This is a genomic window from Providencia sp. 21OH12SH02B-Prov (assembly GCF_027362595.1).
GTDB classification, from domain to species: Bacteria; Pseudomonadota; Gammaproteobacteria; order Enterobacterales; family Enterobacteriaceae; genus Providencia; species Providencia zhejiangensis.
In genome coordinates, this window is the sequence record NZ_CP114796.1 from 2,042,620 (window position 1) to 2,056,820 (window position 14,201).

Annotated in this window: 16 protein-coding genes and 1 pseudogene; 8 read left to right on the forward strand and 9 right to left on the reverse strand. The window is 42.0% G+C overall.

All coding sequences use genetic code 11. The features are described from left to right. Window positions 1–9 precede the first annotated feature (9 nt). Window positions 10–1,473, reverse strand: a complete 1,464-nt coding sequence (locus tag O7C57_RS09710) for a tetratricopeptide repeat protein (RefSeq protein ID WP_154624998.1) — start codon at window positions 1,471–1,473, stop codon at window positions 10–12. 138 nt (window positions 1,474–1,611) lie between these two features. Here O7C57_RS09710 and O7C57_RS09715 point away from each other — a divergent pair, with 138 nt between their 5' ends. Both O7C57_RS09715 and O7C57_RS09720 read left to right on the forward strand, forming a co-directional pair. Beyond that, window positions 1,612–2,685 carry an AI-2E family transporter gene (locus O7C57_RS09715; RefSeq protein WP_154624997.1) on the forward strand — a complete coding sequence of 358 codons (1,074 nt, stop codon included), beginning with the start codon at window positions 1,612–1,614 and terminating at the stop codon, window positions 2,683–2,685. 10 nt (window positions 2,686–2,695) lie between these two features. Further along, window positions 2,696–3,217 carry an O-acetyl-ADP-ribose deacetylase gene (locus O7C57_RS09720; protein ID WP_154624996.1) on the forward strand — a complete coding sequence of 174 codons (522 nt, stop codon included), beginning with the start codon at window positions 2,696–2,698 and terminating at the stop codon, window positions 3,215–3,217. Between the two features lie 399 nt (window positions 3,218–3,616). On the opposite strand, the gene bcp is transcribed toward O7C57_RS09720, so the two are convergent. Continuing rightward, window positions 3,617–4,087 carry a thioredoxin-dependent thiol peroxidase gene (gene bcp / locus O7C57_RS09725; RefSeq protein WP_154624995.1) on the reverse strand — a complete coding sequence of 157 codons (471 nt, stop codon included), beginning with the start codon at window positions 4,085–4,087 and terminating at the stop codon, window positions 3,617–3,619. 14 nt (window positions 4,088–4,101) lie between these two features. Continuing rightward, window positions 4,102–4,659 (reverse strand): glycine cleavage system transcriptional repressor, encoded by a 558-nt coding sequence (locus O7C57_RS09730; RefSeq protein WP_154624994.1) that lies wholly within the window; start codon window positions 4,657–4,659, stop codon window positions 4,102–4,104. A gap of 273 nt (window positions 4,660–4,932) precedes the next feature. Here O7C57_RS09730 and dapA point away from each other — a divergent pair, with 273 nt between their 5' ends. The 3 genes from dapA (at window position 4,933) to purC (ending at window position 8,041) form a co-directional block, all read left to right on the forward strand. Beyond that, window positions 4,933–5,841 carry a 4-hydroxy-tetrahydrodipicolinate synthase gene (dapA, locus tag O7C57_RS09735; RefSeq protein ID WP_269723953.1) on the forward strand — a complete coding sequence of 303 codons (909 nt, stop codon included), beginning with the start codon at window positions 4,933–4,935 and terminating at the stop codon, window positions 5,839–5,841. Window positions 5,842–5,857: 16 nt separating this feature from the next. Then, entirely contained in the window at window positions 5,858–6,907 is a 1,050-nt protein-coding gene (gene bamC, locus O7C57_RS09740) for an outer membrane protein assembly factor BamC (protein ID WP_154624992.1), read from the forward strand. Between the two features lie 420 nt (window positions 6,908–7,327). Continuing rightward, on the forward strand, window positions 7,328–8,041 hold the full coding sequence (gene purC / locus O7C57_RS09745; protein WP_154624991.1) for a phosphoribosylaminoimidazolesuccinocarboxamide synthase: 714 nt from the start codon (window positions 7,328–7,330) through the stop codon (window positions 8,039–8,041). A gap of 60 nt (window positions 8,042–8,101) precedes the next feature. Here purC and O7C57_RS09750 read toward each other — a convergent pair whose 3' ends face one another. The 6 genes and pseudogenes from O7C57_RS09750 to O7C57_RS09775 form a co-directional block, all read right to left on the reverse strand. Next, complete coding sequence (locus tag O7C57_RS09750; protein WP_250000413.1) at window positions 8,102–8,521, reverse strand: hypothetical protein; 420 nt, start codon at window positions 8,519–8,521, stop codon at window positions 8,102–8,104. A gap of 83 nt (window positions 8,522–8,604) precedes the next feature. Continuing rightward, window positions 8,605–9,357: pseudogene (locus O7C57_RS09755) on the reverse strand (energy-coupling factor ABC transporter ATP-binding protein); the annotation flags it as partial. Window positions 9,358–9,427: 70 nt separating this feature from the next. Continuing rightward, on the reverse strand, window positions 9,428–10,270 hold the full coding sequence (locus tag O7C57_RS09760) for an energy-coupling factor ABC transporter ATP-binding protein (protein WP_250000417.1): 843 nt from the start codon (window positions 10,268–10,270) through the stop codon (window positions 9,428–9,430). After that, on the reverse strand, window positions 10,261–10,965 hold the full coding sequence (locus O7C57_RS09765; RefSeq protein WP_154624987.1) for an energy-coupling factor transporter transmembrane component T: 705 nt from the start codon (window positions 10,963–10,965) through the stop codon (window positions 10,261–10,263). The genes O7C57_RS09760 and O7C57_RS09765 overlap by 10 nt, the downstream gene beginning before the upstream one ends. A 2-nt stretch (window positions 10,966–10,967) precedes the next feature. Further along, on the reverse strand, window positions 10,968–11,549 hold the full coding sequence (locus O7C57_RS09770; RefSeq protein WP_154624986.1) for an ECF transporter S component: 582 nt from the start codon (window positions 11,547–11,549) through the stop codon (window positions 10,968–10,970). 30 nt (window positions 11,550–11,579) lie between these two features. Beyond that, entirely contained in the window at window positions 11,580–12,023 is a 444-nt protein-coding gene (locus O7C57_RS09775; protein WP_269723955.1) for a PPC domain-containing DNA-binding protein, read from the reverse strand. Between the two features lie 389 nt (window positions 12,024–12,412). On the opposite strand from O7C57_RS09775, the gene ypfJ reads away from it, so the two are divergent. The 3 genes from ypfJ (at window position 12,413) to O7C57_RS09790 (ending at window position 14,040) form a co-directional block, all read left to right on the forward strand. Next, a complete protein-coding gene (gene ypfJ, locus O7C57_RS09780; protein WP_154624984.1) occupies window positions 12,413–13,303 on the forward strand; it encodes a KPN_02809 family neutral zinc metallopeptidase in 891 nt (296 codons plus the stop codon). A 9-nt stretch (window positions 13,304–13,312) separates the two neighbouring features. Next, the gene (locus O7C57_RS09785; RefSeq protein WP_154624983.1) at window positions 13,313–13,606 is read left to right on the forward strand and encodes a DUF7677 family protein; all 294 of its coding nucleotides are present in this window, start codon (window positions 13,313–13,315) and stop codon (window positions 13,604–13,606) included. A gap of 122 nt (window positions 13,607–13,728) precedes the next feature. Further along, on the forward strand, window positions 13,729–14,040 hold the full coding sequence (locus tag O7C57_RS09790; RefSeq protein ID WP_154624982.1) for a hypothetical protein: 312 nt from the start codon (window positions 13,729–13,731) through the stop codon (window positions 14,038–14,040). Window positions 14,041–14,201: the final 161 nt, after the last annotated feature.

Genomic DNA, 14,201 nt, shown 5'->3' on the forward strand with positions numbered 1-14,201 from the left:
ATCATTTCCTTACGGTTTGGCTTTACTGTCTCTTAATTGTAACTTTCTTAATTCATCAATACGTGCATCATAGCGTTGCTGTTCATAGCTGCCTAAACGACTTTTACGGCTGGCTTCGCTAAGATAATTGATCGCATTATCATAGTTACCCCGTAATGCCATTCCTTCCGCATAGGCGGCCAGCTCTTCATTCCGTTTGCCTTGTTTGGCGGACGTTTCTGCTAATAGATCCCACCCATTTGGGTCGTCAGGATTATTGAATGTATATTTATTCAGCAAAGAACTCGCATTTTGATACTGTTTATTATTAATTAACGCATTGGCAAGGTTAATTTGTAATACAGGGTTATTAGGCGATTTTTTCAATGCGTTTTGTAAGCGGGTCACGGCTTGGGATGAACGACGTTGTTCAATATCTAAATCGGTCATACTATCGATAAACCATGGGTTATCGGGTTGTTTTTCCAGCAAACTCGCCATGATTTTAGTTGCCTCAGCATATTTTTTATCTTGTGATAATTTTAATGCTTTACCGTAGTCCGCGGCCATGCGTTCTTGCGCCGTGCCTTGACTATAATTTTCAAGAATTTGGTCAAGGGCATGCTGTTGTCCCGCTGTATACATTGATAAGATACGCACTCGTGCATACATAAAATCATCGGAAGACGGTACGGTGAGTTTGGGATACTGATTAGAGCGGTTACGCGCATCCGCTAAACGGCTATCGGGTAATGGGTGCGTTAACAGTATTTCAGGTGGCTTTGACATGTAACGAGTTTGGTCTGACATGGTTTGCATAAAGTCAGCCATAGCATGAGGGTCAAAGCCTGCGCGTCTTAGTGTTTGTAAGCCGATGCGGTCTGCTTCTTGCTCGTTAGCTTGAGTAAAGCTGATCATACCTTGCTGAACGCCGGCCATTGTTCCTGTTAAGGCCGCAAATCCGGCTTGTGGGTTTGCCATGACCAATAAGAGTGAACCAATAGTGCCAGCTATAGCAAGCGGTGTGGTACTTTTTTGGTCTTCCATCATACGTGCAAGGTGGCGTTGCGTCACGTGAGAGATTTCGTGAGCCATCACAGAGGCAAGTTGACTCTCGTTTTGGCTGTAACGAAAAAGTGCTGAATGCAATACGACATTACCACCAAAGTAGGCATAAGCGTTAATGTTCGGATTATTCACTAAATAGAACTTAAAAGGTGTTCTAACGGAATCCGCATTTTTGACTAATCGCATACCGAGCTTATTGATGTATTGATTGAGGAGAGGGTCATATATCAACGGGGTACTTGCACGAATTTGGCGCGTGATCGCATCACCCATAATAATTTCTTGGTTGATACTCAGCGTACCGCCAGCGGTCGTACCGATGTCAGGAAGCGTGTCCTCAACGGCACTGTATGCGGGGAATGTCGCGCCGTTGACGCACGCTGCTATCAATAAAACTAGAAGTGGATTTTTCAGTTTTTTATTCATGAAAAAATTGCATCCCGTACAACGATTAATTTTCAGCTTAATCCATGATAGCAAAAGCTATCGAAATGTCTGTTAATTGGTATAATTTTCGCTAATTTAGGAACTGTCTTTAAAGCATCACTTCCCAAGGAGCTATATATGTTGGAAATGCTATTACAATGGTATCGGCGACGCTTTGCTGATCCTCAGGCTGTTGCGTTGTTTACGTTGCTCATTGTTGGCTTCTGTATCATCTTTTTCTTTAGCAATATATTAGCTCCGTTGTTGGTCGCTATCGCCTTAGCTTACTTACTTGAATGGCCGACACATTTACTTGAGCGTATTGGTTGCTCTCGTGTTGTTGCGGTTACGATTATTTTGACCTTGTTTGCGGGAATTAGTGCCATGGTCATTTTAATTATTGCACCAACGGCATGGCAACAAGGGATTAATCTGGTAGGGGATTTGCCAAATATGGTAAATCGTTTTAACGAATTCGCACAAACCTTACCTGAACGATATCCGGCTTTAGTTGACGCGGGTATCATTGATATGATGGCTGATAATTTACGTGGTCGTTTGTCAGGGATGGCGGAATCCGTCGTGAAAATGTCGGTGGCTTCTTTAATCGGTGTATTTACTTTAGCTATTTATACCGTTCTTGTGCCTCTAATGACATTTTTCTTATTAAAAGATAAACAAAAAATCATTAATAGTGTCCAAAAAGTCCTTCCACGAAACCGTTTATTGGTGGGGAAAGTATGGATAGAAATGAACCAACAAATTACCAACTATTTACGTGGTAAAGTCACTGAGATGATCATTGTTGGCGTTTGTACCTATGCGGGATTCGCTTACTTTGACTTGCGTTATTCGGTGTTATTATCGGTACTGGTCGGGGTGTCGGTATTGATCCCTTACATTGGTGCCGTGGCGGTAACCATCCCAGTGGTTCTTGTGGCGTTGTTTCAATGGGGGATCGGCAGTGATTTTTGGTCGCTAATCATTGTTTACCTTGTTATTCAAGGGTTAGACAGTAATTTATTCGTTCCGCTACTCTTTTCTGAGGCCGTGAATCTTCATCCGCTTGTGATTATATTATCGGTAGTGATTTTTGGGGGATTATGGGGTTTTTGGGGCGTATTTTTTGCGATACCGTTAGCCACATTGATCAAAGCGGTGATTAACGTCTGGCCTGAAGAAACAACGGAAAACCAAGCTAAACTGGAGTGAAGGGGCGACAATGCCGGCTAATATCGAGTTACAACAAGGTGATATCACTAAAGTTACCGTCGATGCTATCGTGAATGCAGCGAATAGTTCTTTATTAGGCGGTGGTGGCGTCGATGGCGCTATTCACCGTGCAGGAGGCAGTGCAATTCTTGATGAATGCCGCCAAATTAGAGCTAAACAGGGAGGGTGTAAACCTGGGCATGCAGTTATAACGACAGCGGGTCGTTTGCCTGCTAAATATGTTATTCATACGGTAGGGCCGGTATGGCAAGACGGAACATACGGTGAAACACAGGTATTAGCAAATGCGTATTTATCCTGCTTACAATTGGCCAGCCAGTATAAGGTCGCGACTATCGCATTTCCCAATATTAGCACTGGGATCTATGGTTTTCCTAAGGCATTAGCTGCACAGGTTGCTTGCGAAACTGTCGTAAATTATCTTGCCGCTCATGCGTTGCCGATGAAAGTCATTTTCATGTGCTTCGATGCAGAAAATTACCATTTATATCAACAGCAACTGCAACAATAAAACAGGATTGTGGAAGCGTTATTGTTCATGATTTTATCGGTTCAATCTGGCTTAGATTAACCTATATCGAGTTACGCTTGCTGACGCTAAAGAGGTTATTGCTCCAACGGGAGCAGTAACCGGTTTATTTTTGTTGTTTGGTTGGCTATTCATCGAGATTCATTGTCTTGTCCTCTCTGTCGATAATGCCGGAACATGAATGGGATGAATTTGAATATCATAGCAATAAGCTGTCTCTATCTTTGTTTCGCGTTCAGCGAAGAATAGAGGTGTTGGTACTGTTCAGATGAACAATCATCGTTAGTTTTTGATTGTCCTGTCTTTTGCGCGGTAGGATTAAGGTTGCTGGAGAAAGAAGAGAGGGTTGTGTAAAGCTTAACAACCCTATCAGGTAAAATATTAAGCGTGACTATTTATGTATTCGAGAACAATTTCATGGTGATTGCTGGTTTTGAAATTATCGAATACATGTTCAATAGTTCCATTTGCATCAACAAGGAAACTAATACGATGGATGCCATCATAAGTTTTCCCCATGAACTGTTTTTCACCCCAAACACCAAATTGTTCACAAACTTGATGATCTTCATCTGAGAGCAGTGTGAAGTTCAACATTTCTTTTTCAGCGAAACGAGACAATTTTTCGGGTTTATCTGTGCTAATGCCTAAAACTTCAACACCCTTTTGTCTAAGTGTATCCATTTCGTCACGCAGACCACATGCTTGGACTGTACATCCTGGGGTCATGGCCTTAGGGTAGAAGTAAACTAATACGCGTTGACCCTGATAATCTGAAAGATTGATGATTTCACCATCTTGGTCAGGAAGGCTAAATTGAGGCGCCTTATCACCGGCTTTCAATGGGTTCATTACATATATCTCCGTTAACTCTGCATTTTAGGATTATTAACAATGCTTATGTTGCCTTTTGCATTGAGTATTGTACATAGTTGTTGAAATTTATTCTTTATAATTATGCCATTATCATCCAATGGATGATGCGCTGTAATTTGAATTTCGAGCTGAGCCGGCATACCATTGTTTGCGGGTTGTGTTTTTGACACAAGCTCCGCGATATTACATTGTTGAGTTGTGAATAAATTCGTAAATTGTTCTACGATACGCGGTGCATCATCAACCATAACGTTCACTGTGACTGTTGATGGATAATCGGTTGTTTGTACACTTTGTGTACGCTTCATCACAATCAACAGATCAAGTTCGGCCCCTTTCAGCGGTAGAATAGCTTCAATTTGGGCTATCGCGTTCCAACTACCGGAAAGCATCATAATAAAGGTAAATTCCTTACCAAACATGGCTAATCGGCTGTCTTCAATATTGCAATCACACTCGCTCACAAGACGTGTAATAGTATTCACAATGCCCGGACGATCGGTTCCTAGCGCAGTAATCACAAGAAATTGCTGTTCTGTCTTAGGCAAAGTCTGTTCCTTATTTTTAATTGGCAGATCCACTTTTTAGCTTCAAGATTCCAAGCATAAAATCTGCTTGTTGATATCGGTAAGGAAACCATAAAAATGAGAATCTGCCAAGTAGGCAGATTCACTCTTGCGAAGAATGATCGAGAATTATTACTTCTGTTTAAGTTATTCATGGCGGTATTAACAAAATTCATTAAAAACCTGTGGTTGGGTGGTTTTCTTCTTTCAAATGAAAAAGTACCATGGAGACTAAACTATTTAGGGGGTATAGCTATGTCTCATTCAAACACAAACTATAAAGCGTTTTTAACTGGCAGTATTGTTGCAGTAATTACACCAATGGATTCAAATGGGCGTTTGGATAAGCAAAGCTTGAAAAAATTGGTTGATTACCATGTTGAGAGCGGTACCTCCGCCATTGTCTCTGTTGGGACCACAGGTGAGTCGGCAACCTTAACGCATAAAGAACATGTTGAAGTCGTTCACACCACGTTGGAACTTGCCGATGGGCGTATTCCTATTATTGCTGGAGCAGGGGCGAACGCGACCGCAGAAGCTATCTCGTTGACAAGAGAGTTTGAACATTCCGGAGTGGTTGCCTGCCTGACAGTGACACCGTATTACAATAGACCTTCACAAGAAGGCTTGTATCAACACTTTAAAGCAATTTCAGAAAACACGAGCTTGCCTCAAATTCTCTATAATGTACCATCACGCACAGGATGTGATTTATTACCAGAAACAGTGGGGCGCTTAGCTAAATTGGCGAATATTGTGTCAATTAAAGAGGCGACAGGGAACTTAGCAAGGGTTCATCAAATCAAAGAACTGGTTAATGACGATTTTGTTCTGCTCACTGGTGATGATGCAACCGCACTTGACTTCATGCAGTTGGGCGGTCAGGGCGTTATTTCTGTTACTGCTAACGTTGCTGCCGCACAAATGGTAAAAATGTGTGACTTAGTGCTTGCGGGCAAATATACTGAGGCTCGTGAATTAAACAAACGTCTGATGGGTTTGCATCATCAGTTATTTGTTGAGCCTAATCCAATTCCAGCGAAGTGGGGCTGCCACCGCCTTGGCTTGATTGCTGACGATACATTACGGTTACCAATGACACCGTTAACCGCAGCCGGTCAACAAAAAGTGGAAGAAGCCCTGAAACTCGCTGGGTTACTGTAAAATTTAGGGAATTTTAATGGCAACACTATTGCAAAAATCGAAGGTTATGAAGGTTGCTGGCCTGTCACTCGTTGTGTTACTGGCAGCCTGCTCCAGCGATCAGCGCTATAAACGTCAGGTCAGCGGTAACGAAGACTATCTCGATGCCGCGCCATTGAAAGTGTTAAATATACCTCAGGGAATGACATTACCATTGCAAAATGGTGAATATGAAATCCCTAAAGTCACCTCATCGGGCCCAGTAGGTAAAGCACTTGATATTCGCCCTCCAGTATTGTCTATCTCGCAACTCGCGGGTTCACGTACTGAAGATAGCGCTGAAGCAAGCCGTTTGTTGCTTGAGAATACACCTGAAAATAGTGCGCTTTGGTCACAAGTCGCAATGATTTTGGAACAACGTAATATTCCTGTTTCTTCTAAGGATGATGGTTCGCACGCGATTGAAACCGATTGGGTGAAATGGGAACGTGCAGACGAAGATGTTCCGTTAGAAAGTCGTCATAAAGTGACTGTTCAGCCGCAAGGCGGGATGATCGCATTGACTGTCACCAACTTAGGCTTGCGCCAAGGTACCGAGTCGATTAATGATCAGGCCGAAATTCAGCGTTACAATAAATTATTGTTGAATGAATTAACTGAGAGCCTGTACGCACTACGTGATACCTCGAATAAAAACAGCATTCAAAGTGCTTATGGCATCATTGATGTTCAATCAGGTAGTGATTCTACAGGTTTACCTGTGGTTATCGTACGTGCGCCATTTGATGCAGTTTGGGAACGTTTACCACGTACTCTCGAAAGCGTTGGTATGAAGGTGGGTGACCGTAGCCGTTCAAATGGTTCTGTTATGGTCACCTATAAGGGGCTAAGTAGTTCCGAATGGCAGAATTTAGGTATTGATGATCCTTCCATTCCTGAAGCAGATTATAAAATTCAAGTGGGTGATTTGAATAACCGTAGTAGCCTACAGTTTATCAACACCAAAGGTGTACCATTAACTCAGAAACAAAATGATGATATGGTTGCTGCCTTGAAAGCCGCTTTCAGTAAAGTGGGTAATAAGTAATTTTTTCTGACTTATCAAGCCGTTATCCAGCGATATTGGGTCACGGCTTTTTTTATAACTCACAATCCTGTCTTAACTCTCTTCATGGTCAACGGCATAAAAAGAGCCACCTTGATGACTTCTTTAAAACCTGAATTTTAAAATTCGCTGTCAATGGACAAAAAACCAGTGTTTAAGCTTAAGTAATCGTTTGCGTCTACACGTGAATTTTATTATCATAAATAGGTGAGGTAGATAAAATATTTAATATCAGTTAGTTAGAGAATTAGATGCATTTATTCAATCACTTATCAAAACAGAGCAGATAAGTAACGGTAGAGAGCAGATTTAACCCCTTCTGCGGTTACTTATCTGAATCTGCGGGTGTCATTTTGCAGGTTGATATCCTAATTGAATAATCCCATCTCTGGAGTGTGTAAGATGCAAAAGAAAGCTGAGTTGTATCGTGGTAAGGCGAAAACGGTCTATACCACTGAGGATCCTGACCTTTTAATTCTGGAATTCCGTAATGATACATCAGCACTCGATGGAGAGCGAATCGAGCAGTTCGAGCGTAAAGGGATGGTAAACAATAAGTTTAACCATTTTATTATGAGCAAACTGGAAGAAGCCGGTATCCCAACGCAAATGGAAGCGTTGCTTTCTGATACTGAAGCACTAGTCAAAAAATTGGATATGGTGCCGGTAGAGTGTGTTATTCGCAACCGAGCAGCCGGTTCTTTGGTTAAACGTCTTGGTGTTGAAGAAGGGATGGTGTTAAACCCGCCACTGTTTGACTTATTCTTAAAAGATGATGCAAAACATGACCCAATGGTTAATGAGTCCTATTGTGAAACTTTTGGCTGGGTAAACAAAGAAAATTTGGCGGAAATGAAGCGCTTAAGTTATAAAGCGAATGAAGTATTATCAAAGATTTTTGCCGATGCAGGGTTGATCTTGGTTGATTTTAAACTTGAATTTGGCTTATTTAAAGGTCAAGTGGTTCTTGGCGATGAGTTCTCTCCAGATGGTAGCCGTTTATGGGATAAAGCAACCTTAAATAAAATGGATAAAGACCGTTTCCGTCAAAGCCTCGGTGGCTTGATTGAAGCTTATGAAGAGGTGGCTCGTCGTATTGGCGTAGAACTCGATTAATGAACAATTAAAGCCGTCACTAAAAAGTCGCTCATATAAGAGCGACTTTTTTTTGGGGATTTATTGTTGATTCGTGCAATTAGATTGCTGGTTTAACCGTTGGCAGCCCGCTGTCGCTGATAGGTTAACGGGTTTACCTTGTTCGGATAGCCATAATTTTAGCTGTTCAGCCGCTGGGTGGCGTGTAAAGGCCGTCTGGCGCATTTTTTCATTCTTTTCACCATACTCTACTAGTTTATTATCAATAAAAATAAAATGTTGGATGGTGAAGGAGGTGGAAGACGTCATTGTAAAATGTTTTGTATAGAGCAGTAGAGTGGCATCTTGCTGTGTCGCTGAGTCAGCAGGGGATCCCATAATAGAGACCACTTGTTGTGGCGTCATGCCAGCGGTGATAGCCGTTAATGGGTTTGTTGAAGCATAGCCCACAAGGGAAAATGCTAGAATAAATATTACATAGATAGCTTTAATCGTGTGCATAATGTTCTCCGTCTTATTGAATGGGAATAAAGCTATTATTTTTAGGCTAGCCAGCGTGGACAGTTTATGGATATTGGCGTCGTTTAATCAATCGAAATCACGTGAGTACCGATAAATGTCGATGACTTGGCAATAAATTTGTTAGCCCAACATTTAGGATCGTTTTCTCGTTCAAGACCAAGTGCATTGCTCAATGAATAAAGTGTTGGGGCGGGTAAGACCGAATCAGGCTGTAAATCAGGGTGGCATAACGTATGTTCCGGAGGGCCATCAGCAATCACGGTTCCCGCAGATAAGTGGATAGCTCGCTTAAAATTACGTGCGACAAAATCAAGATCATGGCTAATGGCAAGTATTGTTGTTCCCATCGATTGCTGTAAGGCGAGCCACTGTTCAAAACGGCTCAACCAACATGCATCAAAGTCACGAGTAGGTTCGTCTAATAAGAGAATTTTAGGGGCAACAGCACTCAAACAGGCGACGGCAACCATTCGTCGTTGACCCGCGTTTAAATCGAGAGGGTGGCTATCTGCCACATCTTGCAGATGAACACTTTTCAGTGTTTTTAGGGTGCGTTCATTAATCTCTTGTTGAGATAATTTCTGACGACGAAGCCCAAAGGCAACTTCATCTTTCACACGACTATGAAAGATTTGCTTTTCAACTTCTTGAAATAAAATACCAATTTGATTGGCTCGTTGCATGGCGTTGAGCGCTGAAAGCTTGTGACAATTAACCTGAATTTGTCCTTGTGTTGGACGTAATAATCCTGCAACAAGCCGCAATAGTGTTGATTTGCCAGCGCCATTATCCCCCACGAGTGCAACACTTTCACCAGTATTTATCGTGAGTGTCAATTGAGAGATCGTCGCATGCATGGCATTAGGCCAACGGTATTCTAGGTTATCAACGACTATCATGGTAATCCTTAAAGGCATTCAGCAAAGCGTTATCGTCAGTTGGGAGTGCGGCTTGCCAATGGTTTTGCTTCATTAAGTGACCCAAAACACGCCAAGCATCAGGCATATTAATAGTCGGTTGCGCCGCAGTAAAAACACGCGTTTTGTCATGGCTAGCAATCACCTTGCCATGCGCTAATAACATTAATTGTTCACAAAAGCTGATCGCAGGAAGCAGGTTACGTTCGAATAAAATCACACTGCAACCTGTTTGCTGAGAATACTGTTTTAAGTTGAGTAACATGGTTTGTGTGGCTTTTGGCGTTAAACGACTGAAGGCTTCATCCAATAAGAGCAGTTTAGGTTGCATTGCAAGGGCACAGGCAATCACAACACGTTGCGCTTCTCCTCCTGATAAAGAGTTTGGGTGGCGGTCACGAAGTCTCTCACTATGAGTTAACCGCATAGCGTCATAGACTCGTTGTCTAATTTGTTCTTCAGGTAATCCAAGGTTTTCAGGGCCAAAGGCAATTTCTTGTTCTACGCTAAATCCACATCCTGATAATTGAAGTTGTGGTGCTTGTTGAACCAACTGCCTTTGACTACTGAGTGCAGCCAAATGGTTATTCGATATTGGTTGTGATAAGACTTCAGCGACACCGTCAAGCTTGCCTGTGAGCAGCTCAGGAAACCAACCGCAAAGAAGCTGAGCTAACGTGCTTTTGCCACTACCATTACCACCAAATACCGCAAGCCACTGACCTGCGGACAATTGGATATCGACAGGTCCGAGAGGAGAAAACTCGGTATTGCTAGGTATGAAAACCAATTGCTGTAAATTTACCACCACCAGCGGATCCCTCCTTCAATGACAATGACCATTAGAAGGCTATAACGGAAAATACTTTGCATCGTACTGTCTTTAGGGGCATCTAGAGTTGTGCGATGACTGACAGAACGAAAGCCTCGCATATCTAATGCCGCGCCACGAATTGCCATCTCACTCAATGTTTGAGTCATGAGAGGCAATAATAAAGCAGGTAATGAAATCAATCGTTGCCAAAGATGACCATCAAGGGGAACGCCTCTTGCGAGCTGAGCTTCCTTAATGCTCGCTAATTGCTGACGTAATTGTTCCAAAAAGAGTAATGGCCCAGCGAATAAATATGAAAAGCTGCTGGGCAATCGGCTGGCGAACAGTGCTCGAATAAATTTTTCAGTTGGTACGTATTGTAACCACAGCTGTGCGCTACTCATAATGGCGAATAGTTGAAACCATAAAGTAAGCGCTTTTTGTTGCTGGGGTGTTGTTGTAAATTCACCAGTCAGCCAATAGGCTAGCCATCCGCCATGGATCAACCATAAGCCACACGCCATTGGTAGCATAAACCAACACACAAACCGCCAACGATAGCGAGCCTGTCGCCAAATCAGCAAAGCAGCGAAGCTGGCTAAACTGATTGTGATTAATGGCCAGCCAAACGGCAGCAGCACTACGCTGATACTCAACCAAAGCCATAATGTTAGCGACGTAAAAGGGTGCATACTTATCTGACTCGAGCCATATGCGGAAAATTCTGTTGTGCACGTAACGGTAAGCGGCGTACTAACAACCAAGCGATTAATGCAGAAAGAATTTTATCCGCGATATTGGCACCTAAGACAGTAATAGCGACAGACTCAAGTAAGTTTTCCCCAACAGCATGGAAATAAGCGACAAAGAAATCCGCACCGCTACCCGTTGTGCCAGCAAACAGGTAGGTACGAATTGGTACGGCAACTAGCATCAACGCCAATGTAATAATCACGCCAGACAGAATAACGCGCGGTAATGTACGGAATAGCCCTGCATGAGCGAGCAAACCAGCACTAAGACCTATCATCATAGCAACGGGTGCGAATGCTGCTGCAATAGGGCCACTTAGCAATCCCCATAATAAATTGGTTAATAACCCTGTTAATACCGCAATCCATGGTCCGGCTAACAATGCACAGATCAACGTGCCGATCGAATCAAGAAAGATAGGCAGCTTAATCATGGAGCTGATTTGTCCACCTAACATATTAATGGCGATTGAAAAAACAATAAGTACCAAAGTACGACTTGAAAGAATAGGTGATTTAGACATGGAAATTTCGATCCTTAGTGGATTAACCCGTTATTTATCATGATGGTTGTGGCGTTGGGTAACAATGAGTTCGTCATAACCGGATAATTGACAATATTCTCGAGTGAAGGTGATGTTATCTAACTCTCCAATGACTAATTCTAAGGTTGTTCTCACGGTACAACCGTTCATCATATGCCCACCTTGAACATGACCATTTTCATCTGAGATAGCTAAATGCAAATGTTCACTCGTCGCATCTAAGGTGCCGATCAGAGAAACGACTTCATACTTACCCATGATCTGCTGGGTTTCTTCTCTTCCTGCAAAACGTAGATTAACTTGGGTTAAGCTACCAACACAGCCCGCAATAAAAGCGGCTTTCAATTGATTTTGTTGAATAAAATTACGTAATGTTGGAATGACATCATCGTCTGGCTGCAAGCGAAGGGCGAAATAACGCGCGCCAGAAGATGGAAGCCGAGCTGCATTCATGCTTATGATCCTAAATATACTTATAATTTGAATATGATATGGTTTTTCTATTAATAGAAACGCAGTGATAAAGTTAATTATAATAATTTTATAGTTATCTGCTGGTATTGTAAGTAACAATCAATGAGATATCAGCAACAAACTGTTTTATCGTGATCGTTTGATTAAAAGTAGGCTTAATTTATGTTAAGTAAAGAATAAACGTCTAAGGGGTAATATAACCATTTTATTTGTAAGGTTAATATCGCGAATATCTGTGTTAATTCAGTGGGCTCATTTATCTATTTGCGTGTGATGACGATGTGCAAATAAAAATAATTAATCAAGTTATGCCATTTTTAGGTTTAAACTACGGGTTAACAATTTATTAACTCATTATGGAGGTAACGATGCGTTGGCAAGACCGTCGTCGTAGTAACAATATCGAGGATAGACGATCCGAAAATACCCCTCGTGATTATCGCAATACTGGTGGTGGAATGCGTATTCCTCTACGCGGAAAAAGTGGCCTTGTGATCCTGATTGTTATTGTGGTCGCCGGTTACTATGGTGTTGACCTGACAGGTTTAATTACAGGTGAACCTATTAGTAACCCATCATCTCAGCAAGCACAAAAAAGAGCGATTAGTCCACAAGAAGAACAGCTGGCAGATTTTACGTCAGTGATGCTGGCTTCCACTGAAGACATATGGCAGTCAGAATTCAAAAAATTAGGTAAACAGTATCAGCAGCCAAAGCTCGTTATTTATCGCAACGGCACCTCAACAGCATGTGGTCAAGGTAAAGCCTTTATGGGCCCATTTTATTGCCCAGCAGACAGTAAAGTGTATATCGACCTCTCATTTTATAATGACATGAAAACTAAATTAGGTGCGGGTGGTGAATTTGCACAAGGGTATGTTGTCGCTCATGAAATTGGTCATCATGTCCAACACTTATTAGGTATTGAGCAGCAGGTGAGACGATTACAGCAAGGCATGAGCACAAAAGAAGCCAATAAATTATCTGTCAAACTTGAGTTACAGGCCGACTGTTTTGCGGGAGTTTGGGGACATAATATGGACAAAGAAGGCATATTAGATGATGGGGATCTGCAATCGGCGTTGAATGCCGCGCAAGCCATTGGTGATGATAGGCTGCAACAACAAAGCCAAGGCCGTGTTATCCCTGACAGCTTTACGCATGGCACGTCTCAACAACGCTATTTTTGGTTTAAAAAAGGGTTTGAAACGGGAGATATCAACAGCTGTAACACCTTTTCGGCTAAAAACAACATTTAAGGGGAGTGGATGAAACTTAGTGAAAGTGTTAGCAGCGCCATAAGGACGTTTAGTTATTTTATGGCCAGTGGTTCACACGTTATGCTTGAGGGGGTTGATTACTTATCTCTTTATGGTGAAGAGCCCAGTGCAATTGAACAAGCCTACGCTATTTTTATCAATACCCTTGAAATTGATGAAGCAGGGGAAGTTTTGAATTTTATTCACGCACAAAAAAGAGCAACTGATTATATTCGCAGTTATTGTGATGCATCCTTTAATGTGGAACCCCCCTATGAAGAGTGGGAAGTCGCTTTATATTAAGCACTGAATGGATTATTAAAACCCCCTTGAGAGAGGTTTCAGTGCCACAGCTAAAGTGTACGATAACTACTATTTGCTTATGTATAGGATTGAATCATGCGTTAGCGAAAACGCATTATACGATGCAAGATTTTTCATCTGAGGGGATGTTAACATTTTCTATTGATTTACCTAAAACTGGCCATGAGCAAAAACTCATCGTTAGAGGAGAGGTTTGGGGCCTAAAGTCGCAGGTTAGTCAGCCACAATGCGAAGGTACATTATTAAATAAAAACACCAATAACGAATGGATAGTGCCAAAAGATTGCGAGTGTGTTTTTTGGCATGTACATCCGTATAAAATTGAGAAAGGGCACATTGATGCTTCTAAACAAGCCACAGTGTTTATTGCCGATGAGCCCCATCATAAAAAACGCGATTACTCTCTGAACTGACGTCCTTAAATTTCAAAAATAAAATAATAGCGATAGGTGGTGAGCCTGTTAAAACGTTATTTCAGGCATATATTGGGCAATAATAATATACGCTTAGGTTTGATTCTTATTCGGGGAGCCAATAACATAGGCGTTACTTTTTATTTTTAGCGATCCTTATA